This is a genomic window from Stenotrophomonas sp. YJH_SMC_19, assembly GCF_059367915.1.
The window spans coordinates 83,427-109,318 of the sequence record NZ_JCAFRI010000010.1; the positions used below are offsets into that span (position 1 = coordinate 83,427).

Annotated in this window: 23 protein-coding genes; 8 read left to right on the forward strand and 15 right to left on the reverse strand. The window is 67.7% G+C overall.

All coding sequences use genetic code 11. The features are described from left to right. Nucleotides 1-4: 4 nt before the first annotated feature. Nucleotides 5-514, reverse strand: coding sequence for a DNA polymerase III subunit epsilon (dnaQ, locus tag AC5P5R_RS12295; protein ID WP_005411640.1), 510 nt, complete (start codon nt 512-514; stop codon nt 5-7). A 55-nt stretch (nt 515-569) separates the two neighbouring features. Continuing rightward, entirely contained in the window at nt 570-1,463 is an 894-nt protein-coding gene (locus tag AC5P5R_RS12300; RefSeq protein ID WP_100438180.1) for a LysR family transcriptional regulator, read from the reverse strand. Nucleotides 1,464-1,571: 108 nt separating this feature from the next. On the opposite strand from AC5P5R_RS12300, the gene AC5P5R_RS12305 reads away from it, so the two are divergent. From AC5P5R_RS12305 to AC5P5R_RS12325, 5 genes are all read left to right on the forward strand, one after another. Beyond that, nucleotides 1,572-1,970, forward strand: a complete 399-nt coding sequence (locus AC5P5R_RS12305; protein WP_059035926.1) for a RidA family protein — start codon at nt 1,572-1,574, stop codon at nt 1,968-1,970. A gap of 161 nt (nt 1,971-2,131) precedes the next feature. After that, on the forward strand, nt 2,132-2,464 hold the full coding sequence (locus AC5P5R_RS12310) for a hypothetical protein (RefSeq protein ID WP_005414902.1): 333 nt from the start codon (nt 2,132-2,134) through the stop codon (nt 2,462-2,464). A gap of 56 nt (nt 2,465-2,520) precedes the next feature. Further along, complete coding sequence (locus tag AC5P5R_RS12315; RefSeq protein WP_100438179.1) at nt 2,521-3,774, forward strand: TolC family protein; 1,254 nt, start codon at nt 2,521-2,523, stop codon at nt 3,772-3,774. Then, nucleotides 3,771-4,976: an efflux RND transporter periplasmic adaptor subunit gene (locus AC5P5R_RS12320; RefSeq protein WP_012481627.1), complete on the forward strand. Its 1,206-nt coding sequence runs from the start codon at nt 3,771-3,773 to the stop codon at nt 4,974-4,976. The genes AC5P5R_RS12315 and AC5P5R_RS12320 overlap by 4 nt, the downstream gene beginning before the upstream one ends. A gap of 10 nt (nt 4,977-4,986) precedes the next feature. Continuing rightward, a complete protein-coding gene (locus AC5P5R_RS12325) occupies nt 4,987-8,196 on the forward strand; it encodes an efflux RND transporter permease subunit (RefSeq protein WP_049459521.1) in 3,210 nt (1,069 codons plus the stop codon). 95 nt (nt 8,197-8,291) lie between these two features. Here AC5P5R_RS12325 and AC5P5R_RS12330 read toward each other — a convergent pair whose 3' ends face one another. The 9 genes from AC5P5R_RS12330 to AC5P5R_RS12370 form a co-directional block, all read right to left on the reverse strand. After that, entirely contained in the window at nt 8,292-10,064 is a 1,773-nt protein-coding gene (locus AC5P5R_RS12330; protein ID WP_005414906.1) for a DUF885 domain-containing protein, read from the reverse strand. 546 nt (nt 10,065-10,610) lie between these two features. Continuing rightward, nucleotides 10,611-10,958 carry a lipid-A-disaccharide synthase N-terminal domain-containing protein gene (locus AC5P5R_RS12335; RefSeq protein WP_005414908.1) on the reverse strand — a complete coding sequence of 116 codons (348 nt, stop codon included), beginning with the start codon at nt 10,956-10,958 and terminating at the stop codon, nt 10,611-10,613. After that, nucleotides 10,958-11,680, reverse strand: coding sequence for a glycosyltransferase family 2 protein (locus tag AC5P5R_RS12340; RefSeq protein ID WP_049459721.1), 723 nt, complete (start codon nt 11,678-11,680; stop codon nt 10,958-10,960). Before AC5P5R_RS12340 ends, AC5P5R_RS12335 begins: the two co-directional genes overlap by 1 nt. An 89-nt stretch (nt 11,681-11,769) precedes the next feature. Further along, nucleotides 11,770-12,735, reverse strand: coding sequence for an NAD-dependent epimerase/dehydratase family protein (locus tag AC5P5R_RS12345; protein WP_005411650.1), 966 nt, complete (start codon nt 12,733-12,735; stop codon nt 11,770-11,772). A 45-nt stretch (nt 12,736-12,780) separates the two neighbouring features. After that, nucleotides 12,781-13,515: a suppressor of fused domain protein gene (locus tag AC5P5R_RS12350; RefSeq protein ID WP_005411651.1), complete on the reverse strand. Its 735-nt coding sequence runs from the start codon at nt 13,513-13,515 to the stop codon at nt 12,781-12,783. Between the two features lie 124 nt (nt 13,516-13,639). Further along, the gene (locus AC5P5R_RS12355) at nt 13,640-14,563 is read right to left on the reverse strand and encodes a ParB/RepB/Spo0J family partition protein (protein WP_005411652.1); all 924 of its coding nucleotides are present in this window, start codon (nt 14,561-14,563) and stop codon (nt 13,640-13,642) included. Continuing rightward, nucleotides 14,563-15,360 carry a ParA family protein gene (locus AC5P5R_RS12360; RefSeq protein WP_005411653.1) on the reverse strand — a complete coding sequence of 266 codons (798 nt, stop codon included), beginning with the start codon at nt 15,358-15,360 and terminating at the stop codon, nt 14,563-14,565. The genes AC5P5R_RS12355 and AC5P5R_RS12360 overlap by 1 nt, the downstream gene beginning before the upstream one ends. 113 nt (nt 15,361-15,473) lie before the next feature. After that, on the reverse strand, nt 15,474-16,112 hold the full coding sequence (rsmG, locus tag AC5P5R_RS12365; protein WP_005414912.1) for a 16S rRNA (guanine(527)-N(7))-methyltransferase RsmG: 639 nt from the start codon (nt 16,110-16,112) through the stop codon (nt 15,474-15,476). Between the two features lie 39 nt (nt 16,113-16,151). Then, nucleotides 16,152-16,751, reverse strand: coding sequence for a 4'-phosphopantetheinyl transferase family protein (locus AC5P5R_RS12370; protein ID WP_005411655.1), 600 nt, complete (start codon nt 16,749-16,751; stop codon nt 16,152-16,154). 84 nt (nt 16,752-16,835) lie between these two features. Here AC5P5R_RS12370 and AC5P5R_RS12375 point away from each other — a divergent pair, with 84 nt between their 5' ends. Further along, nucleotides 16,836-17,087: a GlsB/YeaQ/YmgE family stress response membrane protein gene (locus tag AC5P5R_RS12375; RefSeq protein ID WP_005411656.1), complete on the forward strand. Its 252-nt coding sequence runs from the start codon at nt 16,836-16,838 to the stop codon at nt 17,085-17,087. Nucleotides 17,088-17,159: 72 nt separating this feature from the next. On the opposite strand, the gene xth is transcribed toward AC5P5R_RS12375, so the two are convergent. From xth to AC5P5R_RS12395, 4 genes are all read right to left on the reverse strand, one after another. Continuing rightward, nucleotides 17,160-17,927 (reverse strand): exodeoxyribonuclease III, encoded by a 768-nt coding sequence (gene xth / locus AC5P5R_RS12380; RefSeq protein ID WP_049471204.1) that lies wholly within the window; start codon nt 17,925-17,927, stop codon nt 17,160-17,162. 131 nt (nt 17,928-18,058) lie between these two features. Then, a complete protein-coding gene (locus tag AC5P5R_RS12385; protein ID WP_100438178.1) occupies nt 18,059-19,468 on the reverse strand; it encodes a coniferyl aldehyde dehydrogenase in 1,410 nt (469 codons plus the stop codon). A gap of 213 nt (nt 19,469-19,681) precedes the next feature. Beyond that, on the reverse strand, nt 19,682-21,343 hold the full coding sequence (locus tag AC5P5R_RS12390) for an MFS transporter (RefSeq protein WP_005411659.1): 1,662 nt from the start codon (nt 21,341-21,343) through the stop codon (nt 19,682-19,684). 160 nt (nt 21,344-21,503) lie between these two features. Continuing rightward, nucleotides 21,504-22,931, reverse strand: a complete 1,428-nt coding sequence (locus tag AC5P5R_RS12395; RefSeq protein WP_049460637.1) for a DcaP family trimeric outer membrane transporter — start codon at nt 22,929-22,931, stop codon at nt 21,504-21,506. Nucleotides 22,932-23,176: 245 nt separating this feature from the next. On the opposite strand from AC5P5R_RS12395, the gene acs reads away from it, so the two are divergent. Together acs and AC5P5R_RS12405 are read left to right on the forward strand one after the other, a co-directional pair. Then, complete coding sequence (acs, locus tag AC5P5R_RS12400; protein ID WP_005411661.1) at nt 23,177-25,120, forward strand: acetate--CoA ligase; 1,944 nt, start codon at nt 23,177-23,179, stop codon at nt 25,118-25,120. A 79-nt stretch (nt 25,121-25,199) separates the two neighbouring features. Continuing rightward, nucleotides 25,200-25,865, forward strand: coding sequence for a response regulator transcription factor (locus AC5P5R_RS12405; RefSeq protein WP_005411662.1), 666 nt, complete (start codon nt 25,200-25,202; stop codon nt 25,863-25,865). Nucleotides 25,866-25,892: the final 27 nt, after the last annotated feature.

A 25,892-nucleotide genomic window follows, 5' to 3' on the forward strand; every position in this document is an offset into this window, starting at 1 on the left:
GGCCTCAGCGCAGGTGCGGAATCACCTGCGCCAGCAAGTGCGCATCCTTCAACGCGCCATGCAGGCCGCGCTGGCTGGGAATGCGCAGGCGCTGCAGCACATCGTCCAGCTTGTTGCCCTGCCCCGGCCAGCGCCCGCGCGCCAGCTTCAGGCTGCAGGTGATGCGGCAGTGCTGGGCCAGCGTGCCGGGGATGCCGGACAGGCGCAGCTCGTTGTCCAGGAAGCCCACATCGAAGGTAGCGTTGTGCGCGACCATCTCGCTGCCGCGCAGGAACTCCAGCAGTTCGGCCGCCTTGCTGGAGAACAGCGGCTTGCCCACCAGCATCGCATCGCTGATGCCGTGCACGCGCTGTGCGCCCCAATCCACCTTGCGCTGCGGCTGCAGGTAGGTGTGGAACTGGCGGCCGGTGAGCTGGCCATCGATCAGTTCGACGGCACCGATTTCGATCACCCGGTGCCCCAGGCGGTGGGAGATGCCGGTGGTTTCGGTATCCAGTGCAACGATGCGGCTCATCAGGGTGTGCGTTCTCCAGTACGTACACGCCGATTTTCGCACGCGACCGATGCACTCACCCCAACGCTTCCACCACCCAATCGATGAACACCCGCAGCCGCTGGCTCATGTGCCGGTTCGGCGGGAACATCACATGCATCGGCATCGGCGGCAGCTGCCAGTCCTGCAACACCGGCAGCAGCTCGCCGCGCGCCACGTGCGGTTCGGCCATGTAGCTGGGCAGCGCCACCACGCCCAACCCCGCCAACGCAGCGGCCAGATAGGCGTTTCCATCATCGAAGCCGACCGTATAGCGGCCCTGCACCTCAACGCGCTCATCGCCGCGCTGTGCGCTGAACACCCGCGCCCGGCCACTGCGCGGGCTGAGGAAGCCGACCATGTGGTGGTCGCGTCCTTCCAGCGCGCGCGGGTCGGTCGGCAGGCCGAAGCGCTGCACATAGCCCGGACCGGCGTGGAAACCGATCGGCAGCGCGCCGAGCGGTCGCGCCACCAGTGCCGGGTCGGCCGGGGTGCCACCCCGGATCACGCAATCGACGTTGTCTGCGATGACGTCGACCTCGCGGTCGCTGACGCCGATGTCCAGCTGGATCTCCGGGTAGCGCGCCTGGAAATCCGGCAACGCCGGCACCAGCCGCAACCGCGCGTACGGCCCGGGCACATCCACGCGCAGCCGCCCGCGTGGCTGGGTGGCCGCGTCGCCCAGCCCGCCCTCCACTTCTTCCAGCTCGGCCAGCAGGCGGGCGATGCGCGGGTAGTAGGCCGCGCCGTCGGCGGTGACGCTGACCCGGCGCGTGGTGCGGTTGAGCAGGCGCAGCCGCAGGTGCGCCTCCAGCTGCTGCACCAGCTGGGTGACCGTAGTGCGGCTGATCTGCAGCGTGTGTGCGGCGCGGGTGAAGCTGCCGGTTTCCACCACGCGGGCAAACGCCCGCATCGCCTCGAAACGGTCCATGGCGGGCCATGATTGTTTGGAATTGGCAATCAATCTAGGCCGATCATCGCGGTTTATCCAGACAGAACTGGCGCGGAGGATGGCGTTCTCTCCCACGGGATCTTCCCCATGTCACAGCGTGATGTCGTTTTCCCCGCCGGCCGCCAGGCCCTGTACGAGCGCAACCGCTACTCGCCGGCGATCCGATCCAATGGCTTCCTGTTCGTCTCCGGCCAGGTCGGCAGCCGCGAGGACGGCTCGCCCGAGCCGGATTTCGAAACCCAAGTGCGCCGCGCCTTCGAGAATCTCAATGCGGTGCTGGCCGCTGCCGGCTGTACCTTCGATGACGTGATCGACGTGACCGTGTTCCTGGTCGATCCGGAAACCAATTTCGAGAAGACGTGGGCGATCGTGCCCGAGTACTGGGGCGAGGCGCCGCACCCGACCCTGACCGGCATCGGCGTGACCTGGCTGTACGGGTTCCAGTTCGAGATCAAGGTGATCGCGAAGCTGCCTGCAGACCGGTAGTGCCGGCCGCTGGCCGGCAGCAAGGTGTCGGGGTCAGAGCCCTTTCCGGCGGAAAGGGATCCGACCCCGCGCCCGGCCCACCTGAACGGGAGATTCCGACGTATTCCCGAAGCGGCCATTGATATTGTATCCGGCGAAAACCGCTTGCTAGCCTCCCTTCCATGCGCCGGATCACCCGCCAACTGCGTACGTACCTGATGATGCTGCTGATGGCGGCATTCGTGGTCGTGCCGGTGGCCGACGCGCTGGCCTGCACGGTGGAACCGCACGCCAGCACGGTGCACGTGGAGTCCGCACCGGATGCCGATGGCGATACCGACGGCAAGCATGTTGGTGCCTGTGGCCACAACCACTGCCACCACTCCAACCTGAGCCTGCCGGCCAGTACCCTCGCCGCCTTCGGTGCGCCACTGCCGGCGCGCTGGATGAATGCCGGCGACGCGGCGACCTATGCGGTCGCCCAGGATGAATTGACGCGTCCCCCCCGGGCGTGAGTTGAGCGCGTCCCGCGATTGCGGGCTCCCGTTTCACTCACAACCGGAATCCCCCTATGTCGATCCTGACACCTCGGTCGCCGCGCGCGGCCGGGCTGGTCGTCGCTGTGTTGCTGGGCCTGGCCCCGGCGGCATCGTTGATGGCGCAAGCCGCCCCTTCCTACGACGCCCTGCTTGAACGCCTGGAGCAGCTGCCCGGCACCCGTGTGGGTGCGGCGCTGGCCGAGGCCGCCGACGCGCGCGCCGACCAGGCCCGTGCATTGCCCAACCCTTCCCTCTCCTACTCCGCTGAAAATGCCTGGGGCACCGGCTCCTATGGCGGCATGGGCAAGGCCGATACCGTGCTCACTTTGTCCCAGCCGCTGGAGGTCTGGGGCCAGCGTGGCGCGCGCGTCCGTGCCGCCCGGGCCGAAGCACAGGCCGCCAACCTGCGTGGTGCCCAAAGCCGCAGCGACGTGGCCAGCCAGCTGGCGGTGGTCTACGCACAGGCGGAAAGTGCACTGCGCCGCTACACCCTGGCCGAAGAAGCACTGACCCTCACCCGCGCTGACGCCAACGCCGTCAACGCGTTGGTCAAGCAGGGCCGCGAACCGCAGCTGCGTGCGGTGCAGGCGCAGAGCGAGGTGGCCAACGCCAGCGCAGCGCTGGATGAAGCGCAGGCGTTCCGCGATGCCGCGCTGGCCCGCCTGGCCGGTGCCGCGCTGCTGGATGCACCGGTGCAGTCGATCAACGACAGCCTGCTCGACCGTGCGCCGCCGCTACCGCGTGGCGCCACCGACGTGGCACTGGCGGTGCGCATCGCCGAAGCCGAAGCCGATGCGGCGGGCAAGCTGGTCGAGGTGGAGCGCAAGCGTGCCCTGCCCGACCTCAGTGTCACCGCCGCGCAGACCCGCTTCCGCGAAGGCGGCGAGCGTGCCTACAACCTCGGGGTCAGCCTCAGCATCCCGCTGTTCGACCGCAACGGCGGTGGCATCCGCGCCGCCAATGCCGACCAGCGCGCGGCCGAAGCGCGCCTGGACCAGCAGCGCCGCGACAGCGAGGCCGAGCGCCTGTCTGCCGTGGCCGGGTTGAAGGCTGCCGGCAGCCGCACCCGTGCCGCCGATGAAAGCGTGGTCGCCGCCGAAGAGGCGTATCGCCTTGCGCGCGTCGGCTTCGACGCCGGACGCATCTCGCAGCTGGAACTGCGCAGCACGCGCAGCGCCCTCATCGCCGCCCGCGGCACCGCCGTGGATGCGCGCCTGTCGCGCGTCGCCGCGGAAATCGATCTTGCCCGCCTGGAAGGGCGCGCACCCTTTGTGGAGGCTCCATGACTCTCTCCCGTACTTTCCCGCTGATCGGCGGCGTGCTGCTGACCGTCCTGCTGGCTGGCTGCGCCGGCAACGCGCAGACGCCTGCAAACGAGGAACCAGCCGCGGCCAAGGCCGGCACCGACGATGGCCACGGCCATGCCGCCGGCAGCAAGGAAGCCAAGGCAGAAACCACGAAGGCGCCTGCTGACGCCGACGAAGGCGTGGTGCAGCTGACCCCGGAGCAGATCAAGGCCTCCGGTATCGAAGTGGTCGCGATCGGTCGCGGTGGCGGTGGTTCCACGCGCCTGTCCGGCCGGGTCGAACCGTCGGTCGGTGCACGCGCCTCGGTGGCGTCGACCGTGACCGGCCGCGTCGAACGCGTTCTGGTCGCACCGGGCACCGCGGTGAAGCAGAACCAGGCACTGGCGATCGTGGTCAGCGGCGAAGCGGCGGTGTTCCGCGCCAATGCGCTGGCCGCAGCGGCCGAAGCCGAAGCCGCGCGGCTGGCCTATGGCCGCGACAAGGCGCTGGTCGACCAGGGCGTGGTCGCCCGCCAGGAGATGGAAGCCTCGCGTGCACGTTCGCTGGCGGCACAGGCCCAGGCTGCTGCCGCGCAGGCCCAGGCCGCCGCCAACGGTGCGCCCGATGCCAGCGGTCGCGTGCGCATCACCAGCCCGGTGGCCGGCATCGTCGGCAACGTGCAGGTCACCCCGGGCGGCGTGGTCGCCGCCGGCAGCGCGGTGGCCGACGTCGCCGACCCGACGATGAACGAGCTGGTGTTCACCGCACCGCCGGCGCTGGCCGCACAGGTCACGCCGGGCATGAAGCTGGAAGTGAGCGTGCCGGGTGGCAGCTTCACCGCCACCGTCACCGGTTCGGCCGCCGATGTGCGCCAGCAGGGCGGCGTCGCGGTGATCCGTGCCACGCCGGTGGATGCGTCGCTGCCGCCGGCCGGTTCGCCGGTATCGGCCGTGGTCGTCACCGAAGGCCAGGACGGATCGCTCAGCGTCCCGGCCGATGCAGTGCAGAACGTCGATGGCAGCAGCGCGGTGTTCGTCGCCGTCGAAGGCGGCTTCAAGGCGCAGCCGGTGCTGGCTGGGCGCCGTGCCGGTGACCGCATCGAGATCCTCGGTGGCCTGACCGGCAGCGAGCGCATCGTCGGTGCCAATGCCTTCCTGCTCAAGGCCGAACTGGCCAAGGGCGAAGCCGAGCACGGCCACTGAGGAGGCGACCATGTTCAAGCTGATCATTGAAACAGCGGTGCGCCACCGCTGGCTGGTGGTGTTCATGGCGGCGCTGATCGCTGCGGTGGGCCTGTTCCAGCTGGGCAAGCTGCCGATCGACGCGGTGCCGGACATCACCAACCGCCAGGTGCAGATCAACACGGTGGCACCGGCGCTGACCCCGGAGCAGATCGAGCGGCAGGTGACCTACCCGCTGGAAACCGCGCTGGCCGGCATCCCCGGCCTGACCACCACGCGTTCACTGTCGCGCAATGGCTTCTCGCAGGTCACCGCGATCTTCACCGATGCGACCGACATCTACTTCGCGCGCCAGCAGGTGGCCGAACGCATGCGCGAGGCATCGGAAGACCTGCCCGATGGCGCGTCGCCGATGCTGTCGCCGGTCACCACCGGCCTCGGCGAAGTGCTGATGTGGACCGTGGACTTCACCGCGTTCGATCCGGCCAGGCTGGCCAAGCCGGGTGAAGCCGGCTGGCAGGCCGGCGAGGTCTACCGCACGCCGGAAGGCAATCTGCTGCGTACACCGGAAGAACGTGCGACCTACCTGCGCACCGTGCAGGACTGGATCATCGCGCCGCAGATGCGTTCCAGCCCGGGGCTGGCCGGCGTCGATACGGTCGGTGGCTACGTCAAGGAATATGGCGTGCATCCGGACAGCGCCCGGCTGGCCGCGCACGGCCTCGGCCTGGCCGATCTGGTCACCGCCCTGCAGCGTTCCAACGTGCAGGCCGGTGCCGGTTTCGTGCAGCGCGCCGGCGAAGGACTGGTGGTGCGTGCCGATGGCCTGGCGCTGACCACCGAGGATCTGGCACAGGCCCCGGTGGCGACCCGCAATGGCGTGGTGGTGCGCGTGGCCGATGTGGCCGAGGTCGAGCTGAGCCGCGCGCCGCGCCTGGGTGCGGCCAGCCGCAACGGCCATGAAGCCGTGCTGGGTACCGCGCTGATGATTGCCGGCGGCAACAGCCGCACCGTGGCGCAGGCCGCTGCGGCGCGCCTGGAACAGGTGAACAAATCGCTGCCGGCCGACATCGTGGCCGCGCCGGTGCTGGACCGCAGCGTGCTGGTCAATTCCACCATCAAGACCGTGGCCAGGAACCTCACCGAGGGCGCGCTGCTGGTGGTGGTGGTGCTGTTCCTGCTGCTGGGCAACCTGCGTGCAGCAACGATCACCGCGCTGGTGATTCCACTGTCGTTCCTGTTCGCAGTGATCGGCATGAACCGCTTCGGCATCAGCGGCAACCTGATGAGCCTGGGTGCGCTGGACTTCGGCATCCTGGTGGACGGTGCGGTGATCGTGGTCGAGTCGACGCTGCTGATGCTGGGCCAGCGCCGCGCCGAACTGGGCCGTGCATTGACCGCGATGGAGCGGCTGCGCGTGGCTGCCGATTCGGCGATGAAGATGGCGCGTCCAGCTGCGTTCGGACAGTTGATCATCCTGCTGGTGTTCGCGCCGATCCTCACCCTGGAAGGCGTGGAGGGCAAGACGTTCCACCCGATGGCAGCGACCTTCATGCTGGCCCTGGTCGGTGCCTTCATCTTCTCCTTCACCTTCGTGCCGGCGATGGCCGCGCTGCTGGTGCGCGAGCCGAAGGTGAAGGACGGCGATACGCATGCCGAAGATGGCGAGCACGAGACGAAGCTGATCCGCGTGCTGCGTGCGCGCATCGAGCCGATGGTGCGCAAGGCCGTGGCGCATCCGCGCACGGTGCTGGCAGCTGCGGTGATGATGGTGGTGGTGGGCATCGGCGCGTTCTCGCTGCTGGGCCGCGAGTTCATGCCGACGCTGGACGAAGGCAACGTGGCGATGCAGGCCCTGCGCGTGCCGTCGACCTCGCTGGAGCAGTCGCTGGCGATGCAGCTGGCGCTGGAGAAAGCGATCGCCACGCAGCCGGAAGTGGAGACCGTGTTCTCGCGTACCGGTACCGCCGAGGCGGCCATCGACCCGATGCCGACCAACATCTCCGACAGCGTGATCGTGCTGAAGCCGCGCAAGGACTGGCCCGATCCGAAGCTGGCCAAGGACGCACTGGTGGCGCGCTTCGAAAAGCTGGCCGGGCAGCAGCTGGGCAACAGCTTCGAGTTCAGCCAGCCGATCGAACTGCGCTTCAACGAGCTGATTTCCGGCGTGCGTACCGACCTGGCAGTGATGATCTTCGGCGATGACTTCAGCCAGCTGCAGAAGGTGGCCGACCAGGTGGCGCTGAAGCTGCGTGCGGTGAACGGCGCGGCCGACGTGCGGGTGGAACAGATCTCCGGCCTGCCTACGCTCAACGTGGCGATCGACCACGTGGCGGCGGCGCAGTACGGCCTGACTGCCGCGGATGTGAGTGATGCACTGTCCACCGGCATTGGCGGCACGGCGGCCGGCAAGATCTTCGAAGGTGATCGCCGCTTCAACGTAGTGGTGCGCCTGGACGATGCCTCGCGCAACGATCCGGACCAGCTGGCCTCGCTGCCGATCGCCACGCCTTCGGGGCTGGTGATTCCGCTGTCGTCGGTCGCGCGCATCACGGTCAGCGAAGGACCGAACCAGATCAGCCGCAACAACGGCAGCCGCCGCGTGGTGGTGCAGGCCAACGTGCGCGGTCGCGATCTGGGTGGCTTCGTCGGCGAGGCGCAGTCAGCGGTGGCCGACGTGGCACTGCCGCCAGGTGCCTACCTGACCTGGGGTGGCCAGTTCGAGAACCTGCAGCGCGCGGAGAAGCGGCTGGCGACGGTAGTGCCGGTGGTGTTCCTGCTGATCGGCAGCCTGCTGTTCATGGCCCTGCGCAGCGGCAAGGAAGCCATTCTGGTGTTCAGCTGCGTGCCGCTGGCGCTGGTCGGCGGCATCCTCGCGCTGCTGCTGCGTGGCATGCCGTTCTCGGTATCGGCGGCGGTCGGCTTCATCGCCGTCTCCGGCGTGGCCACGTTGAACGGCCTGGTGCTGATGCAGGCGATCCGCGAACGCCTGGATGCCGGTGACCTGCCGCTGCAGGCAGCGATCAACGGTGCATCGAGCCGTATCCGTGCGGTGCTGACCACGGCGCTGGTGGCGATCGTCGGCTTCATTCCGATGGCGATTGCCAGCGGTTCCGGTGCGGAGGTGCAGAAGCCGTTGGCGACAGTGGTGATCGGTGGCCTGATCACCGCCACCGTGCTGACCCTGCTGGTGCTGCCGACCTTCGCGGCGCGGGTAGCCAAGCCGCGGGCGGTGGGGTGAGCTGAGAGGGGGTCGGAGCCCTTTCCGTGGGAAAGGGATCCGACCCCGTGACCGGGTCGGATTGCCGGCCAGCGGCCGGCACTACCCGGTAACGGTCAGGCCTTCTTGCGCTCGGCGATGTAGGCCTGGATCTGCTGTTCCAGCACCGGCAGCGGCACCGAGCCCTGCTTGAGCAGGGTGTCGTGGAAGCCCTTGATGTCGAACTTGTCGCCCAGTTCCTTCTCGGCCTGCGCGCGCAGGCGCACGATGGCGATCTCGCCCAGCTTGTAGCTCAGTGCCTGGCCCGGCCAGGAGATGTAGCGGTCCACTTCGGTGGTCACTTCATGCTCGCTCAGCGCGGTGTGGTCACGCAGGTAGGCCAGCGCCTGCTCGCGGGTCCAGCCCTTGCTGTGCACGCCGGTGTCGATCACCAGGCGCGCGGCGCGCCACATCTCATAGGTCAGGCGGCCGAAATCCTCGTACGGGGTTTCGTAGATGCCCATCTCCACGCCCAGCTTCTCGCAGTACAGCGCCCAGCCTTCGCCATAGGCGGAGATGTAGGCGTTGCGGCGGAACTCGGGCAGGTTCTTCTGTTCGGCGGCGATCGCGCCCTGCAGCGCGTGGCCCGGATCGGACTCATGCAGCGTCAGTGCCGGCAGGTTGTACAGCGGGCGCGACGGCAGGTTGTAGGTATTGAGCCAGTAGGTGCCCATGCCACCACGGCCGGCGGTCCAGAACGGCGCGATATCCGGCGGCACCGGCACGATGGTGAAGCGCGCGCGCGGCAGCGTCATGTACTTGCCGAGCTGGCCGTCCGCCCGCTTGGAGATCCACGCGGCACGCGACAGCAGCTCTTCCGGCGTCCTGGCATAGAACTGCGGATCGGTACGCAGGAAGGTCAGGAACTCGGCGAAGCTGCCCTTGAACTTCACCTGCTTGATGATGTCGTTCATTTCCTTCTGGATGCGTGCGACTTCATCCAGGCCGATGCGATGGATCTCGTCCGGCGACAGGTCCAGCGTGGTGTATTCGTGGATCTGCTGCTTGTAGTACGCCTTGCCATCAGGCATCGCTTCGGCGGCCAGGGTGGTGCGCGCCTGCGGCACGTACTCGTTGACGAAGAAGGTGCGCAGCTGCTGGAACGCCGGCACCACCTTGCCGCTGATCGCTTCACGCGCCTGCGCCTGCAGCCTGGCCTGCTCGGCGGCCGGGATGGTGGTGGGCAGCTTCTTGAACGGCGCGTACAGCGGCGACTCGGTGGGATCCATCAGCTCGGCGACGGTGGCGATGGAGACCTCGCGGCCATCGAGCACGGCACGCGGCACGCTGAAGCCACGCTTCAGGCCGGCACGCATGTTCTCGGTCTGCTGGCCGAAGTAACGCGGCACATCGTTCAGCCGTGCGATGTAGTTCTGGTAGTCCTGCACGGTCTTCATCTCGCGCCGGGCCATGAAGGATAGGTTGGACCAGAACGAGGAGTCGGCGTTGAACGGCATCTCGTAGCCGCGCAGGCGCGTCTCTTCGGCCAGGTTGAACACCTGGTCGTGGTAGATCGCGTAGTTGACCTGGTTGTCGGGCGACAGGGTCTTCGGGTCGATCTTCTTCAGCGCGGCGAGGGTCTCGTCCCACACCTTCAGGCGCGCCTGCTGCGCGGCCGGGCCGACATCGGGCATGCGGGTGGCATTGGCCGGCGCGTCTTCGTCCTCGCTGGCCTCACCGCCGCCCTGCTGGCGCCACTTCCATTCCTTCTCGTACAGCGCGCGGAAGGCGGCATCGGCGGGCGATTCGGTGGCCACGCTGGCCGGTGCGGCGGTGGCAGGCGGCGCGGCAAGGGCCACGGCGGGGGCGGACAGGGCAATCAGCAGGGCAACGGCAAGACGGGTTTTCACGAGCACAGGTTCCCGGGAAGGCAGACCCCGATGATGGCACCGCCCACGGCCCACGGCATGGGACGAAGGTCCTGCCTGCAGCGCAGGCAGGACCGGGAACCGGCCGCAGGCCGGGGCCCCAGCGCCGAAGGCGCGTGGTAGAGCCGACTGTCAGTCGGCTGCTCTTCCGCCACATGCAGCAAACCCCGCGCTCCGCGCGAAAGTCGACTGACAGTCGACTCTACCCACGGCAGGCAGGGCCGGGAACCGGCCGCAGGCCGGGGCCCCAGCGCCGGGGGCGCGTGGTAGAGCCGACTGTCAGTCGGCTGCTCTTCCGCCACATGCAGCAAACCCCGCGCTCCGCGCGAAAGTCGACTGACAGTCGACTCTACCCACGGCAGGCAGGACCGGGCCCCGGCCGCAGGTCGGGGCCCCAGCGCCGAAGGCGCGTGGTAGAGCCGACTGTCAGTCGGCTGCTCTTCCGCCATATGCAGCAAACCCCGCGCTCCGCGCGAAAGTCGACTGACAGTCGACTCTACCCACGGCAGACCGCATCCCGGCGCAGTCTCAATGGCTGGCCTTGTCCCGCTTCCAGCCCCGGTGCTTGATGTCCAGCTGCAGGCTGTACAGCGCGGTGAACGCCGGGAACAGGTTCTGCAGCACGCCCACCGAGTCCTGCTTGGCCGAGAACAGGAAGTAGCTCAGCGTCATCAGGCTGCCGACCACGCTCATGTACCAGAACAGGCGCGGAATCACCGGCTTGCCCGCACGCTTGGACGCGATGAACTGGACCAGCCAGCGGCCGCCGAACATCAGCGCGCCGGTATAGCCGATCAGCTTCCAGCCGGTCACATGCAGGCCGGTCCAGTACAACCAGGTCAGCGGCTGGTCGAGCCAGTGCAGCTCCAGATCCATCAACGCTCCTCCACCGCGGTGCGCTTGCTGCGGGTGATCAGCCACGCCACGCCGCGCAGGTCACGGATGCCGACCAGTGCACGGCCCAGGTTGTTGTACTTGGACACGCCGGCGGTACGGTGGCGGTGGTTGACCGGCACGCTGGTGGTCTTCCAGCCGGCACGCTGCATCAGCGCGGGCAGGTAGCGGTGCATGTGGTCGAAGTACGGCAGGTCGAGGAACGCGCTGCGCTCGAACAGCTTGATGCCGCAGCCGGTATCGGGCGTATCGTCGCGCAGCATGCGCGCGCGGATGGCGTTGGCCCACTTGCTGGCCCAGCGCTTGCTGCCGCTGTCCTGGCGGTTGACCCGCCAGCCGGCGAACAGCTTCACCTGCGCCTCGGCGCCATCGCGCGCGGCCAGCAGCTTGGGAATGTCGGCCGGATCGTTCTGGCCATCGCCATCCAGGGTCGCGATCCACGGCGCACGTGCGTGCTTGACGCCGGTGCGCACGGCGGTGCTCTGCCCGCTCTGGTCCACGTGGTGCAGCACCCGCAGTTCCGGCGTGGTCGCCTTCAGCCCCTGCAGCACCGCCAGGGTGTCATCGCGCGAGTGATCGTCGATGTAGATGATCTCGAACGGCAGCCGGCCACGCAGTGCAGCGGTGATTTCGGCAACCAGCGGGGCGACGTTGTCGCGTTCGTTGAACACCGGGACGACAACGGAAAGCTCGGGTTGGCTCATAAGGCACTCGGCCAAAGGGGAACAAAGACCGCGCATTCTCCGAAGCCGAGGTTATCCGAAGATGAATCCGGCTGTGTGAGGATCCGTCCTCAGGCGCGGTCGCCAAAATACTCGCGGCACCACTGCACGACGGGGGGCAACCCTTCTTCGATCGGGGTCACCGCGTCGAAGCCGAATGCGTCATGGGCGCGCCGGGTATCGGCCATCGTGCGCACCATGTCGCCCGGCTGCATCGGCTTGTAGACCTTCTGCGCGGGGCGACCGGCGGCCTGCTCGATCACGCTGATGAAGCGCTCCAGCTCGACCGGCGTATGGTTGCCGAGGTTGAACACCCGGTGCGGTACCGGACCATCGGCCGGATGCGCGAGCGCGCCGAGGATACCCGACACGATGTCGGAGACATGTGTGAAATCGCGCTGCATGCGGCCCTCGTTGAACACGTCGATCGGCCGCCCGGCCAGCACCGCGCGCGAGAACAGCAGCGGTGCCATGTCCGGCCGGCCCCACGGGCCATACACGGTGAAGAAGCGCAGGCCGGTGGCATGCAGGCCGTACAGCTGCGCGTAGGTGTAGGCCATCAGCTCGTTGGCCGCTTTGGTCGCCGCGTACAGCGAGCGCGGCTGGTCCACGCGCTGGTCCTCGGAGAACGGCGGCGTGGCCGAATCACCGTAGACCGAGCTGCTGGAGGCATACACCAGGTGCTGCACGCCACGGTGACGGCACAGTTCGAGCATGTTGACGAAGCCGACCAGGTTGCTGTCGACGTAGGCGTGCGGGTTTTCCAGCGAATAGCGCACGCCGGCCTGCGCGGCCAGGTGGATCACCGCAGTCGGCTTCACCTCGTCGAACAGTGCCGCCAGGCCCTGCTGGTCGGTCAGGTCCAGGGTGCGCAGGTCCAGCGCCGGGCACAGCGCAGCCACGCGGTCGCGCTTGATCTGCGGGTCGTAGTAGTCGTTGAAGTTGTCCAGGCCGACCACGGGCTGGCCGGCCTCCAGCAGCGCGCGGGCGGTGTAGGCACCGATGAAGCCGGCAGCGCCGGTGAGCAGGATGGTCATGACAGGGGCCTGGAAACGAAGTTCAGGCCCCTGATGTTACCGGTCTCAGAACAAACCGAAACGCTTCTTCGCCACGTTGGTGCGGCCGGGTTCGATCACGTCCTGGATGTTCTTCGCATCGAAGCGGTCGAGCAGCACCTCGGCGCCCTTCCTCAGCTTCAGGTCCATCTCTTCCGGGTACAGCGGAACCAGGCTCATGAAGCTGATGGTCCTGCCGTCCTCCAGCGCCAGCGTGGCGAAGTCCTCCGGGGCGGTCACCGGCGACAGCACGATGGCACCGTCGAAACCCACGCCCGGCGCGTAGGGCTCGCTGGGATGGCCGTTGGGAATGGTGTGGCCGAAGCCCAGCCAGGTGTCGTACTCGTGCGGCAACCGTGCCATACCCTTCAGCAGGCGCACCGGCCAGTAATTGCGCTCGTCCTCGAAGGCGTCCTGGGAGATCGGCCAGTCGGCCGGCAGGGTCACCATCAGTTCCATGTAGCGCGGCACGTCCGCGTCCACCTCGGCGGGCACGGTCATCGGCAGGTCGCTCATGCCGGAGGTGACCAGGCGCAGGTACGGGCAGTGGTCATTGGCCGGCACCACGTGCACGTCGATGTGCACCAGGTCGGAGATGATCTCGTGGAAGACACCGGACACCGGGCCCAGATGGCGTTCGAGGTGGGCGCTGATCGCCTCGATGTGCTGTTCTTCGCCGATGGCGGGCGCGAAGTCCTTTTCGCGGCGATGTACCAGTATCTGGGTGCCGTCCGGGCTGACGTCCTCGTATTCGTTGCTCATGTCCTGTTCCCTGGATGAGGCCACGGACCGGAGAGCAGTGCATCCCGGCACGCGCGGCGGTGCGTTCCCTGTCATCTGCAGGACGCGGCGGGAACAGGCCGCACCCCCTGGCGCTGCGCCGGGCTCAGCCCTGGCGCGTGCGCAGCTTTTCCAGCACGCCGTCCAAGGTATCCAGGTCGGTGTAGTGGATGATCAGCTTGCCCTTGCCGCCCCGGCCGTGGTTGATCGCAACCTTGGCACCCAGTGCTTCGGACAGTTCGGTTTCCAGCGAGGCGATGTCGGCCTGCTGCACCTTCGGCGTCGCCACCGGGCGGTTGCTCGGCACCTTGCCGGCGGCGAAGGCCTGCGCACGGCGCTCGACCTCGCGCACCGACCAGCCTTCATCGGCAGCTTCCTGCGCCAGCTTGCCAGCCAGCTCGGGAGCCAGGGTCAGCAGCGCGCGGGCGTGGCCCATTTCCAGGCGGCGGGTTTCCAGCAGCAGCCGGATCGCCACCGGCAGCTCCAGCAGGCGCAGCAGGTTGGACACCGCCGCGCGCGAGCGGCCGACGGCCTCGGCGGCCTCGGCATGGGTCAGGGTGAACTCGCTGATCAGGCGCTGCAGCGCCTCGGCTTCTTCCAGCGGGTTGAGGTCTTCGCGCTGGATGTTCTCGATCAGCGCCATCGCGATGACGGTGCGGTCTTCCAGCTCGCGCACCACCACCGGCACTTCGTCCAGGCCGGCCAGCTGCGATGCGCGCCAGCGGCGCTCACCGGCGACGATTTCGTAGTTGCCTGCCGGCAGCTGGCGCACCAGGATCGGCTGGATCACGCCCTGCGACTTGATCGAGTCGGCCAGCTCGGAGAGCTTGCCCTCGTCCATCTCGCGGCGCGGCTGGTACTTGCCCGGCTGCAGCTGGCCGACCGGCAACTTGCGCAGCACTTCACCCGGCAGCGGTTCGATCACCGCAGTGGTGGCCTGCACCTGGCTGACCGCGCCTTTCGGGCCCAGCAGCGCGTCCAGGCCACGGCCGAGGCCTCGCTTCTTGGCTGCCGGCTTGCTGCTGGTCATCAGACGGTCTCCACGGCCTTGGCGGCCTTGTTGCGTTCGTTGTTGCGGCGGATGATCTCGCCGGCCAGGCCCAGGTAGGCCACGCCACCGCGCGAGGCGCGGTCGTAGCCGACGATGCTCTGGCCATGGCTGGGCGCCTCGGCCAGGCGCACGTTGCGCGGCACGATGGTGCGGAACACGCGGTCGCCGAAGTGCTCGGTGAGCTCGGCCGACACTGCGTTGGCCAGGTTGTTGCGCACGTCGAACATGGTGCGCAGCACGCCTTCGATCTCCAGCGCCGGGTTCAGGCTGGTGCGCAGCGCTTCGATGGTTTCCACCAGCGCGCTCAGGCCTTCCAGTGCGTAGTACTCGCACTGCATCGGCACGATCACCGAATCGGCGGCGGCCAGCGCGTTGAGCGTCAGCAGCGACAACGCCGGCGGGCAATCGATCAGGATGTAGTCGTACTCGTCGCGGATCGGCGCCAATGCGCGCTTCAGGCGCTGCTCGCGCTCGCTCTGGCCCATCAGCTGGATCTCGGCGGCGGTCAGGTCGATGTTGCCCGGCAGCAGGTCGTAGCCTTCGGCGGTCTGCACGCGCACATCGGCGGCGCTGTTCTCGCCCAGCAGCAGATCGCAGGTGGAGGCCGCCAGCTCACGCTTGTCCACGCCGCTGCCCATGGTCGCGTTGCCCTGCGAGTCCAGGTCGACCAACAGCACGCGCTTGGGTGCGTTGGCCAGGGAAGCGGCCAGGTTGACGGCGGTCGTGGTCTTGCCGACGCCACCCTTCTGGTTGGCGATGGCGATGATGCGGGCCATGCGGGTGTGCCTCGTCGACGGATGGTTGGGACCGGTCATTATGCGTACAACCGGCCCCTTGCGGAAATCGTGGATCGCCAACCCGTTGTTCCACAAAGGGCTGGCGGCGGGAATCAGGGACCTGTAACGGTGACCAGGTGGCGTTCGCCGGCCAGGCCGGGCACGCTCAGCGGGGTCACCTCACGCACCTGCCAGCCAGCCGGCAGTTCCGCGATCTCCTCATGCGGGTAGACGCCCTTCATGGCCAGCAGCACGCCACCGGGGCGCAGCAGATGGCCACCGACGCGGACGATGCCAGCCAGGGTATCCATTGCGCGCGCGGTCAGCTGGTCGTAACGACCGGCCTCGTCCAGCGCTTCGGCCCGCGATTCGGCCACGCGGGCGTTGCCCAGGCCGAGCTGGCGCACGGCCTCGCGCATGAAGCGCGCCTTCTTGCCGTTGCTCTCCACCAGGGTGACCTGCAGGCCCGGGCAGGCGATCGCAAGCGGGATGCCGGGCAACCCGGGGCCGGTACCGAGGTCGGCCAGGCTGCCATCAGCCACGAACGGCTGCATCGCCAGCGAATCGAGCAGGTGGCGGGTAACCATCTCCTGCGGGTCGCGGATGGCGGTGAGGTTGTAGGTGCCGTTCCAGCGGTGCAGCAGGGCCAGGTAGCGCAGCAGCGGCGGCGCCAGCGCGGCGTCCAGGCCCATGCTGGCCAGGCCCTGTTCCAGCGTGGCAACCACGCTGGCGGGAAGTGGGTGTTCGCTCATGCCGCCATTATCGCCGGTTTTGCGCGCTGATTCCCCGCTTCAGTGCGGATACCAGGCCAACGCCGCACGGAACTGGCCGGTGGCCTGCCATTCGTGCAGGTGCCAGCGCGCGGCCTCGCCCAGTTCCGGGGCGCACCAGCGCAGGTGCAGAGCGCCATCGGCCCCCGGCGCCAGCTGCAGGCGGTGCAGCCCGAACGAGATGCCCTGCCCGTGCGCCTTCAGGATGGCCTCCTTGACGCACCATACGCGGAAGAACCAGTGCTCGCGGTCGGCCTCGTCCAGGCGTTCCAGCCAGGCCACCTCCTGCGGGTGGAAGAAGCGCCGCACGATTTCCAGAAGACGCGGCCGCGGCCGCAGCAGTTCCAGGTCCACGCCCAGCCGCACGCCTTCGCCCAGCGCCACCAGCAGCACCTCACCGCTGTGGCTCCAGCCGGTCCCGTAGTGGGCCAACGGGCCGCTCAGCTCCGGCCGGCCCTTGTCGTCACGGACCAGTGGCAGCGTCTGCGGATCGGTGCCCAGCGCCTGCGCCAGTACCTGCCGGGCCTGCGGTTCACCGCGCTGGCCCGGCACGTGCGGACGCCGCCAGACCGTTACCGGACCGAAGCGCCACGGACCGTCGAGGGTGGCTGGCAGGCTCATCCGCACGCGCCCATCACGCAATTGCACGACGGGTTCACAGCCCTGCGCGTCAACTGGTCACAGTTCCCCACCGGAGGTTCGATCATGGGCATCATCATCTGGCTGATCGTCGGCGGCATCGTAGGCTGGCTGGCCAGCATCATCATGAAGCGCGATGCCCAGCAGGGCATCATCCTCAACATCGTGGTCGGCATCGTCGGCGCGCTGATTTCCGGCTGGCTGTTCGGCGGCGGCATCAACGAAGCGATCACCATCCGCACCTTCCTGTTCTCGCTGATCGGCGCGGTGATCCTGCTGGCGATCGTCAACCTGTTCACCCGCAAGAGCATACGGTGATCCGAGGGTAGTGCCGGCCACTGGCCGGCGGATGTTCCAGAACGGGCCCGGCAATCGTCGGGCCCTGTTCGTTCAACCGATCTGCACCCACGCCGGCGCGTGGTCGCTCGGGCGTTCCCAGGTGCGCGGCTCGCGGTCGATGCCCGAGGCCACCGCGCTGCCCTTCAGCGCATCGGAGACCAGGGTCAGGTCGATGCGCAGGCCCAGGTTGCGGCGGAAGCCGGCGGCACGGTAATCCCACCAGCTGAAGGTGCCCGCCTCGTCGTTGTGCAGGCGGAAGCCATCGTGCAGACCCAGCTGCAGCAGCTTGTTGAGCGCGCCGCGCTCGGCGGTGGAGGTCAGGACGTGGTTGTCGTTCCACACCTCCGGGTCGTGCACATCGCGCGCGTCCGGGGCGATGTTGAAGTCACCCATCACGATCAGCTTCGGATGCCGCTGCAGTTCTTCGGCGATCCAGGCATGCACCGCCTCGAGCCAGCGCAGCTTGTAGTCGTACTTGTCGGTGCCGATGTCCTGGCCATTGACCACGTACAGGTTGATCACCCGCAGGTCGCCGAAGGTACCGGCAATGACGCGCTTCTGTTCGTCCTCGAAGCCGGGAATGCCGATCTGCACGTCCTGCGCCGACTCACGCGACAGCAGCGCCACGCCGTTGTAGGTCTTCTGGCCGGCGAACACGCTGCGGTAGCCGGCGGCGATCAGCGCCGAATCGGGGAACTTGTGGTCCTCCAGCTTGGTTTCCTGGATACCGACGATGTCCGGGCCGAACTCCCTGAGCCACTGCTCCAGGTGCGGCAGGCGGACATTGAGCGAATTGACGTTCCACGAGGCGATCTTCATGCCGGCATTCTACCCGGGTGCGCTTGGCACGCGTGCCACCCCAGGTGGGCACCCACCGGTAGTGCCGGCCGCTGGCCGGCAACTGCAGGGTCTTGCCGACGGTCCATGCAGTTGCCGGCCAGCGGCCGGCACTACCGAAGCAGCAGCTTCAACAACCCCGCAATCTTCGAATACGGCGGCCGCAGCCGGTCGCTGGCCGCCCAGCGCGACTGCCACAGCACCGGCAGCCGCTTGCTCATCGCATCGAACCCGGCGCGGCCGTGGTACGCGCCCATGCCGCTGGCCCCCACCCCACCGAACGGCAGGCCATCGGCGGCGAAGTGCAGCAGCGTGTCATTCACCGTCACCCCGCCGGCCACCACCTGACGGAGGATGCGTTCCACCGTCGCCGTGTCGTGGCTGAAGGGATACAGCGCCAGCGGCCGGTCGCGGGACAGCACGTCGGCCAGCGCGGCATCCAGATCCGGGTAGGCCCGCACCGGCAGGATCGGCCCGAAGATCTCCTCGCGCATCAGGTCCAGGTCGTCCGGCGGGTCCAGCACCACGGTCGGCACCAGCAGGCGCTCGCGGTCGGCGCGCGCCTCATCCACCTGCGCCAGCGGAATCACCGGCACGCCGCGTTCGCGCGCCTGTGCCAGATAGCCCTGCAGGCGCCGGTACTGGCCTTCATTGATGATGCGGGTGTAGTCGTCGGCATCGCTGAAGTCGCCATAGCGCTCGCGCACCTGCTGCTGCAGCGCCTGTACGAACTCGCGCTGGCGCACGGTGTCGATCAGCACGTAATCCGGCGCGATGCAGGTCTGCCCGGCGTTGAACCATTTCCCGGTGGCGAGCCGCGCGGCGGCTTTGTCCAGCGGGAAATCGCGACAGACGATGGCCGGCGACTTGCCGCCCAGTTCCAGCGTGACCGGCACCAGATGTTCGGCGGCGGCGGCCATCACCTTGCGGCCGACCGCCGTCGAACCGGTGAACAACAGATGGTCCAGCGGCAGCGAAGACACTGCCTCCGCCACGTCCGCCCCGCCCTGCACCACCGCCACCCGATCGGGCGGGAACACACTGGCCAGCAGATCGGCCAGGAACGCGCTGGTGCGCGGCGTGTGTTCCGAAGGCTTCAGCAGTACGTGGTTGCCCGCAGCGATGGCGGTGGCCAAAGGCACCAATGCCAGCGTGACCGGGTAGTTCCAGGGCGAGATCACCCCGACCACACCCAGCGGCGTCGGCCGCAGCTGCGCGCGCGCCGGCCACAGCTTCCATCCCGCCGATGCCCGCTGCGGCTTCGACCAGCGCCGCAGGTGGCGGCGCAGGTGGTCGATGGCCGACAGTACGCTCATGCCATCGGCCAGCTTCGATTCAACGTGGGCGCGATGGCCGAAATCCTCGGCGATGGCTTGGGCCATCTCGTCCAAACGTGGCTTCAACGCCTCGCGCAGGCGGCGCAGGTCGGCTTCGCGCTGGTCCAGCGACGGGCGCTGCGACTGCCAGGCGCTGCGCAGGGTGTGCAGGAGGGCGGGGAGGTCTTCCGGCGTAGTGGTGGTCATAGGCCGACTATACGGCGTGCTGCGCGACGCAATGGTAGTGCCGGCCGCTGGCCGGCAACCTCATGAATCTCCGCGGACATAAAGCCGTTGCCGGCCAGCGGCCGGCACTACCGGAATGCGAGCCGAGTGGGCACACCCCACAAACAGAAAGGCCGCGGTCTGCACCGCGGCCCCTGAAACCCGGTGGGTGCCGACCGTTGGTCGGCACACCGGTTACTTGGTGATATCCACGTCCTTGGTCTCGCGCAGGAACAGGCCACCGATCACCACCGACATCAACGCGATGATGATGGGGTACCACAGGCCGTAGTAGAGGTTGCCGGTACCGGCCACCAGCGCGAACGAGATCGCCGGCAGGAAGCCACCGAACCAGCCGTTGCCGATGTGGTACGGCAGCGACATCGAGGTGTAGCGGATGCGGGTCGGGAACAGTTCGACCAGGTAAGCGGCAATCGGGCCGTAGACCATGGTCACGTACAGCACCAGCAGCCACAGCATGAAGATGGTGCCGGCGATGTTGATGCGGGCGCCGTCGGCCTTGGCCGGGTAGCCGGCGGTGGTCAGGGCGGTCTTCAGTTCCGCACCGAACGCATCGGCCTTGGCCTTGCCCTCTTCCTTGGTCAGGCCGGCGGCCTCATACGAGGTGACGCTGGCGCTGCCCACGTTCACCATCGCCAGCGAACCGGCGGCGGCGGGCTGCACGTCGTACGGCACACCGGCCTTGGTCAGCGCGGCGGTGGCCACGTCGCAGGAGCTGGTGAACTTGCGCAGGCCCACCGGATCGAACTGGAATGAACAGGTGTTCGGATCGGCGACGACCAGCGCCGGCGAGGATGCACGCGCTTCTTCGATGGCCGGGTTGGCGAAGTGGGTCAGGCCCTTGAAGATCGGGATGTAGGTGATGGCCGCCAGCAGGCAGCCGGCCAGGATGATCTTCTTGCGGCCGATGCGGTCGGACAGCCAGCCGAAGAAGATGAAGAACGGCACGCCCAGCGCCAGCGCGGCCGCGATCAGCAGGTAGGAGGTGGTGGCATCGACCTTCAGCATGCTGCTGAGGAAGAACAGCGCGTAGAACTGGCCGCCGTACCAGACCACGGCCTGGCCGGCCGCCGCACCGAGCAGGACCAGCAGCATCAGCTTCAGGTTGCCGCCCTTCAGGCTGTCACGGAACGGCGTCTTGGAACCCTTGCCCTCGGACTTCATCTGCTGGAACAGCGGCGACTCGCTCAGCTGCAGGCGGATCCACACCGACACGCCCAGCAGCAGGATCGAGACCAGGAACGGGATGCGCCAGCCCCAGGCTTCGAAGGCTTCATTGCCCAGGAAGTAGCGGCAGGCCAGGATGATCAGCAGCGACATGAACAGGCCGAGCGTGGCGGTGCACTGGATGAAGCTGGTATACAGGCCGCGCTTGTCGTCCGGCGCGTGCTCGGCCACGTAGGTGGCGGCACCGCCGTACTCGCCGCCCATCGCCAGACCCTGGGCCAGGCGCAGGATGATCAGGATCACCGGTGCGGCGAAACCGATCGAGGCATAGTTGGGCAGCACGCCGACCAGGAAGGTCGAGATGCCCATGATCAGGATGGTGACCAGGAAGGTGTACTTGCGGCCGATGCGGTCGCCGAGGCTGCCGAAGAAGGCCGCGCCGAACGGACGCACGAAGAAGCCGGCGGCAAACGCCAGCAGGGCGAAGATCATGCCCGTGGTTTCATTGACGCCGCTGAAGAACTGCTTGGCGATGATGGCCGCGAGCGAGCCGTACAGGAAGAAGTCATACCACTCGAAGACCGTGCCGAGGCTCGAGGCGAAGATGACCTTCTTGTGGCCCTTGGTCAGGGTGCCCGCTTTATGTGCGGTGCTGGGTGTACTGGACATGGGACGCTTCCCCTCCGAAGCAATCGTTGTTGGTGGGTGCCGACCGTTGGGCGGCACTCAATTCGGTAGATGCCGACCTTGGCCGGCACTCCATCTCGGTAGATGCCGAACTTGGCCGGCACCCCATCTCGGTAGGTGCCGGCCGCTGGCCGGCACGCTCTTAGAAGCTGTACTTCGTGGTGAACTGCAATCGGGTGATGTCACCCTTGTTGCCGTTCTCCACTTCGCGACGGCCGTACATCAGCTCGGCGCCGATATCGACCTTGGGCAGCGGCGAATAGAAGATGTTGCCGCGGATGCTCTGCACGCTCTTGGTCACCAGCGGGCCCAGGATGCTGTCGTTGTCGTAGTCGCTGCGCGCATAGATCAGGTTGGTGCGCAGCTTCGGCGAGAACGCATGCCGCCAGCCCACGTAGCCGGCCAGCACGCCGGTCGGGTTGAGCTCGTCGCGGGCCACGTCGTAGGCGCTGTCGGCGGTGATGCCCAGACCGATGTAGCGGGCGATGCCTTCGCCGCCGGTCAGCTGGTAGTGCAGCGAATCGCTGTCGCCCATCACCCACTTGCCGCCCAGTGTCAGGCCGCCAGCCACCTTGTCGGCCTTGGCGCCGGTGGCCTGGTTGTCGACCTTCAGCTGACGGACGATGCCGCCGACGCCGAAGGTGCCCCAGTTGCCCTTCCAGCCATAGCGCAGGGTCAGGTCGGGCAGGCTGCCACGGTCGGAGTTAGCGCTGGCGTTGGTCCAGGCCCCGGTGACCGGATTGCGGGTTCCGGTGAGGGTGGTGGTTTCCGGGTTTTCCAGTGCGACGCTGAAGCCGCCCTGGGTGTAGCGCACCTGGGCCTGGCGCACGAAGATCACGCCGTCGGTGGGGCCGACGAAGTCGACCGCTTCCGGCAGCGACGCCGCGTCCATGAAGTTGGACCAGGTCTGGCCGGCCATCCAGTTGTTCCAGTACATGTAGGCATGACGCAGGGTCACGCCGTAGGTATTGGTGGCGGTCTGGTTGCCCAGCGAGTTGCCGAAGAAGTCCATCTCGAAGAACGCACCGGCCTTGTTGCCCGATTCGCTCACGTTGTCGATGCCCAGGTTGAAGCGCGAGAACTTGGCATGGGCGTTGAAGTCGGTGCCCGAACGCTTGCCGCTGCCGCCGGCGCCTTCCACCGGGGTCTGGCCCGGCAGGTACAGCGAGCGGCCGGTGGCGTCGTCGGCCAGCTGGCCATCGCTGGTCTGGGTGGCCAGGAAGTCGGCCTTGATGAAGCCGCCGATCTTGACCGTGGTACCCGGCGCGGCGCCCGGGGTGATGGTGGTGACCTGGATCGGCTGCTTGCCGGCCGGCACCGAAGCAACCGGCTTCTGCCCGGCCTGCACCGTGCGCACTTCGGTCACCGCCTGCTGGGTCTGGCTGATCTGGGTCTGTTGTTGTTGCTGCGAAGACAGCAGCAGCTGGACCTGGCGTTCCAGTTCGGCAACGCGTGCTTCCAGTGCCTTCTCTTTGGCGGTCTCAGCGAACGCCATGCCCGGTGCGACCAGGGCGACCAACAGGCAGGCCGCCAAAGGTGTGCGCACGGCTTTCAACGTACGGTGGCTCATGTTGCCCTCTCTCCCAAGTGGCAAGGTGATGCCGCGCGTGGGGCACGGTCGAGCCGAGACTGCGGGGCGATTATGTATAGCGGCTATTCGCCATTGGTCGAACCCGGCCCTGCTGGGCGCTCACTTTCGACCATGGTCTAACCAGAGTGGTGACGCGGCCGGGGGTGGATGGGGCAAACTGAAGGGGATCGGTCGCTGCGATGCTGCGACCGCACATACAAAGTCAACGTGCAAGTGAGGGTGCCATGGCTGATATCTACCCCGTCGATCCGCAGTTCGCCGCCAAGGCACGCATCGACAAGACGTCGTACGAACAGCAGTACCAGGCTTCGGTGACCGACCCGGATGGTTTCTGGGGCAAGGCCGCCGAGCGCCTGCAATGGATGCGCAAGCCGACCAGGATCAAGAACGTCAGCTACGACCTGTCCGACTTCCACATCAAGTGGTTCGAAGATGGCGAGCTGAATGCCAGCGTGAACTGCCTGGATCGCCAGCTGGAAACGCGCGGCGACAAGACCGCCCTGCTGTTCGAGCCGGACGGCCCGGATGCACCGGCCCAGCATGTGACCTATCGCGAGCTGTACGAGCGCACCTGCCGCCTCGGCAATGCGCTGCGCAATCTCGGCGTCAAGAAGGGCGACCGCGTCACCATCTACCTGCCGATGATCGTCGACGCCGCCGTGGCCATGCTGGCCTGCGCGCGCATCGGTGCGATCCACTCGGTGGTGTTCGGTGGCTTCGCGCCGAACTCGATCGCCGACCGCGTCAGCGACTGCCAGAGCAAGCTGATCATCACCGCCGACGAGGGCCTGCGCGGTGGCCGCAGGATTCCGCTCAAGGCCAACGTCGATGCCGCGCTGAAGCTGCCGGGCACCAATACCGTGGAAACCGTGCTGGTGGTGCGCCACACCGGCGGTGCCGTGGACATGCAGGCCCCGCGCGACCGCTGGTTCCACGATGTGGTGGACAGCCAGCCGGCCACCTGCGAACCGGAACGCATGAACGCGGAAGACCCGCTGTTCATCCTCTACACCTCCGGTTCCACCGGCAAGCCGAAGGGCGTGCTGCACACCACCGGCGGTTACCTGCTGTACGCGGCCTACACCCATGAAGCGGTGTTCGACCTGCGCGAGGACGACATCTACTGGTGCACCGCCGACGTCGGCTGGGTCACCGGCCACAGCTACATCGTGTACGGGCCGCTGGCCAACGGCGCGACCTCGCTGATGTTCGAAGGCGTGCCGAACTACCCGGACACCTCGCGTTTCTGGAACGTCATCGACAAGCACAAGGTGACCATCTTCTACACCGCCCCGACCGCCATCCGTGCGCTGATGCGCGAAGGCGAGGAGCCGGTGAAGAAGACCTCGCGCGCCTCGCTGCGCCTGCTCGGCAGCGTCGGCGAGCCGATCAACCCGGAAGCCTGGCGCTGGTACTACGAGGTGGTCGGCGACAGCCGCTGCCCGATCGTCGATACCTGGTGGCAGACCGAGACCGGCGGCATCCTGATCTCGCCGCTGGCCGGCGCGATGGACCTCAAGCCGGGTTCGGCCACCCTGCCCTTCTTCGGCGTGCAGCCGGCGCTGGTCAATGCCGATGGCGAGATCCAGGACGGCCCGACCGAGGGCAACCTGATCATCCGTGATTCCTGGCCGGGCCAGATGCGCACGGTGTACGGCGACCACCAGCGTTTCATCGATACCTATTTCCGCACCTACCCGGGCAGCTACTTCACCGGCGACGGTTGCCGACGCGACGAGGACGGCTATTACTGGATCACCGGCCGCGTCGACGATGTGATCAACGTGTCCGGCCACCGCATCGGCACCGCCGAGGTGGAAAGCGCGCTGGTCTCGCACCCGAAGGTGGCCGAAGCGGCCGTGGTCGGCTTCCCGCACGACGTGAAGGGCCAGGGCATCTACGCCTACGTCACCCTGGTGGCCGAAGAGGCACCGAGCGATGAACTGCACAAGGAGCTGATCGCCTGGGTGCGCAAGGAGATCGGCCCGATCGCCACGCCGGACCACCTGCAGTGGGCGCCGGGCCTGCCGAAGACCCGCTCGGGCAAGATCATGCGCCGCATCCTGCGCAAGATCGCCGAGAACGCGCCGGACCAGCTCGGCGACACTTCGACCCTGGCCGATCCGTCGGTGGTGGCGTCACTGGTGGACGAGCGCAAGGTGCGCTGATGTACGACCGGGGTCGGATCCCTTTCCGCAAGGAAAGGGCTCTGACCCCATCTGCTTTCCCCCACGGTTCCCCCCGACCATGACCACCCTCCTGATTGCCGATGACCACCCGCTGTTCCGCGAAGCCCTGCGCGGCGCCGTGCAGCGGGTCATCCCCGGCGTGCAGCTGTTCGAGGCCGACAGCGTGGAAGCGCTGTACGCGCTGGCCGACCAGCACAACGACGCCGACCTGGTCCTGATGGACCTCAACATGCCCGGTGCGCAGGGTTTCAACGCGCTGGTGCACATGCGATCGCTGCATCCGCACCTGCCGGTGGTCGTGGTGTCCGCGCGCGAAGAGGCGACGGTGATGCGACGCGCGCTCGACCACGGCGCGCTGGGCTTCATTCCGAAGTCTGCGGATTCGGACACTATCGGCCACGCACTGGGCACCATCCTCGATGGCGAGACCTGGGCGCCGCCGGAAGCGCACAACGTGCCGCCCACCGAGCGCGAGGAACGCGAAGTCGGCCAGCGACTGCGCGAGCTCACCCCGCAGCAGTTCCGCGTGCTGCAGATGCTGGGCGCAGGCCGCTTGAACAAGCAGATCGCCTACGACCTCAATGTCTCCGAAGCGACGATCAAGGCCCACGTCACCGCCATCCTGCGCAAGCTGGGCGTGACCAACCGCACCCAGGCCGTGCTGATGGCCGGCAAGCTGGCGATCGACGACGACGCCATCGTGCTGCCGCCGGAAGAAGATTGAGGTAGTGCCGGCCGCTGGCCGGCAATC